Origin of the sequence: Saccharopolyspora sp. (assembly GCF_017434145.1) — a bacterium.
GTDB lineage: Bacteria > Actinomycetota > Actinomycetes > Mycobacteriales > Pseudonocardiaceae > Saccharopolyspora_C > Saccharopolyspora_C galaxeae.
Map to the genome: position 1 here is coordinate 1 of NZ_JAFRFW010000686.1, position 2,260 is coordinate 2,260.

Annotated in this window: 1 protein-coding gene and 1 pseudogene; both read right to left on the minus strand. The window is 70.2% G+C overall.

The genetic code is table 11. From position 1 onward, the window contains the following. Positions 1–339 (minus strand): annotated as a pseudogene (locus tag IJH84_RS18765) (hypothetical protein); the annotation flags it as partial. 166 nt (positions 340–505) lie between these two features. Then, positions 506–2,260 (minus strand): family 78 glycoside hydrolase catalytic domain (locus tag IJH84_RS18770; RefSeq protein ID WP_295146812.1); only part of this gene is annotated, 1,755 nt, incomplete at its 5' end.

A 2,260-nucleotide genomic window follows, 5' to 3' on the forward strand; every position in this document is an offset into this window, starting at 1 on the left:
ATGGCTGCCGTCGGCGTCCGACCAGGCCGCGACGTTGCTGATCACGGCGACAGGTGCGCCTTCGGAGTCCTGCAGTTCGATCTCGTCCGCGGCGGCCACTTCGGCAGGCACGGTCAACGTGATCGGGGCGGGCCACGGGGTCGCGTCGCACAGGCGTTGCCGGGTGCGCACGGACTCGACGTCGGCGGCATCGAGAAATCCGCTCAGCGCCGGGAAAGCACCGTCCAGCAGGAGTTCCACATCGGACAGTTCGGCGGCGCCGGGCACCCACGTGGCGCGCCGGACCGCACCGCGGCCGCGCGTACCCGGCCCCGGACACTCGGATTCCGCTCCGCTCACACGCACCTCTGTCCGCCCGATGAACTGGATCCATACGGTGACCGACCGCAGCCGCCGCGGAGAACCCCGGTGTCCATTTCTCGCCAGATCTCGTTTTTCCCACCTTGCACGGCGGATCTCGTTGCCACTGAGCGTGATTTCCGGCATTGCACGCGTACCGTACGGATCATTCCGGCTCCAGGTCGGACGTGAAGGTGTGGGTGCCCGGGCCCGCGGAGAAGACCGCACCGGCGGCGTTCTCCTCCGCGACAGCTGGCGATCCCCTGCAGGAAACCCGCCCCGGCAGCTGGACCCGTGCCGATGTGTTCGGCGGAATGCGCACGGTGAGCGTGAAATCCGTCCCGTCGCGCCGCCATCGCGTCTCGATGCGCCCCGCGGGCGCGCGGTAGTGGCCTTCGGCCCACTGCAGATCACCCACGGGTTTCGGCCGGATCAGCAGTCGCCGGAAGCCGATCGAGCCGGGTTCCTGCCGTATCCCGGCGATCCCGGTGTGGAACCACTCGTCGATCTGCGTGAGGATCATGTGGTTCAGCGAGTTCACCATGTCCCACTGCTCCGGGATCGTGGTCAGCCCACCGGGATTCTGCGGGTGATCCCGCAGGAACGCGCCATAACCCGGCACCTCGTCCCGGCGCAGCGCCGCCCACAGCACGTCGTCGCGGTCGGCGTCGCGCAACACCCGCACCACCGGGCCGAGTCCGATGTGGCCGGCGAGCAGCCGCGGACCGTCCCGATGGTGGATTCGGCCGAGCAGCGCATCCAGCACCCGCGGGCGTTCCGCTTCCGGCACCATGCCCGCGTCGAGCGGGAGCGCTTGCGCGGCCTGCGTCGCGCCGGAGGTGGCGCCGTCGCCGGTGTAGCAACCCAGCTCGGCGTCGAAGAATCGGTCGTGGAACGCGCCCGCGATCGCCTCCGCGAGCGCGGAGAACTCGCGGAAATCCGTTGTGCGGCCGAGGATTCCGGCCATGTCGGCGAGCCGCCGGGTAGTCAGGTAATAACCCCAGGTCCCGGTAAGCTCACCCGAGGTGTCTTCCGCTCCGACCCAATCGCCGAGCGGCCCGGTCACCAGATGGCCGTTCGCTTTGCGCCGGCTCAGGTAATCCAGGTAAGCCGTCATGGCCGAGTAGTGCTGCGCCATCGTCCGGGTGTCGCCGTAGAGCCGGTGCAGCAGCCACGGCACCAGCACGATCGCGTTGCCCCAGTTGACCTCGTCGCCGAAATCCCCGGTGTAGCCCCAGTCGTAGACCGGGGCCTTCAACGCCACGTTGCCCGCCCGCGGACCGCGCCCCGCCTGACCTTCGACGAGGTGGCGCTGCATCGTGCGCAGGTACGCGGAGAGGTCGAAGTGCCGCGAGAGCACGCCGATCGGATGCGTGTAGTCCGCGCCGTAAGCCAGCTTCTCCCGGCCGGGGCAATCGGTGAGCACGGACATCAGGTTCGCCGCCACCGAGAAGTGCGCCATCCGGTGCAGCCGGTTGATCCGGCCGTCCGAAGTGCGCACTGCTCCGGCAGGCGCCGCATCGGCACGCAGTTGCAGTCCGCGCAGTCCGGGCCGGATCCCTTCCGGTGCGGCGACTTCGACGAACCGCATCGCGAAGTACTGGAACGCGGGCCGCCACCGCTCCCCCTCCGGTGAGCCCGCTGCGATGTAGGTGTGCAGCACGTCGGTGCCGCGGGTGGCGTCGCGGATCGAAGTCTGGTCCACGCGGCCGTCCTCGGTCAGCGCCTCCCCCGGCCGCAGGCTGATCGCGGTTCCCGCGGGTACCGGAGGCAGCCGCAGCTCCGGCCACCCGGCGATGTTCTGCCCGAGGTCGAACACCTGGATCCCCGGCTCCGGTTCGCGCACCGCCACCGGCTCCCACTCGCGGACCACGCGCACCGGCGGGCCCGCGCGCCGCACCAGCTCGGTGGCCAGGTTCGG